This window comes from Microbacterium sp. GbtcB4 (assembly GCF_019091465.1).
Lineage (GTDB): Bacteria > Actinomycetota > Actinomycetes > Actinomycetales > Microbacteriaceae > Microbacterium > Microbacterium paraoxydans.
In genome coordinates, this window is sequence record NZ_JAGXJJ010000062.1 from 1 (window position 1) to 291 (window position 291).

General features: G+C 78.4%; 1 protein-coding gene. It reads right to left on the reverse strand.

Features of this window, described 5'->3' with window-relative positions; genetic code table 11:
* Positions 1–291 (reverse strand): serine hydrolase domain-containing protein (locus tag KVS71_RS17285; protein ID WP_217585135.1); only part of this gene is annotated, 291 nt, incomplete at both ends.

The following is a 291-nucleotide window of genomic DNA, read 5'->3' on the forward strand; positions in this document are numbered from 1 at the left end:
GCGCCGATCCCCGTGGCCACCTCCGCCCAGAGCGCCGCGAGCGGACGCCCCGAGACCCGTTCCAGACAGTCTCCCGCCGCGATGTACCCGCCGTCGGAATACAGATGGCGAGCGCCCGGCTCGGCACCGAGCGCCCGACGCTGGCCGCGGGCACGCAGTTCGTCCCCGCGCACGCCCTCCCCCCACTCGCGCCCCTCCGCCGGCAGCCCGGAGGTGTGGGTGAGGGGGTGCCCGAGGGTGGTCCGCTCCGCCCCGGTGCCGCTGCCCCCCGTGAGGGCGCGCTCGACGGGC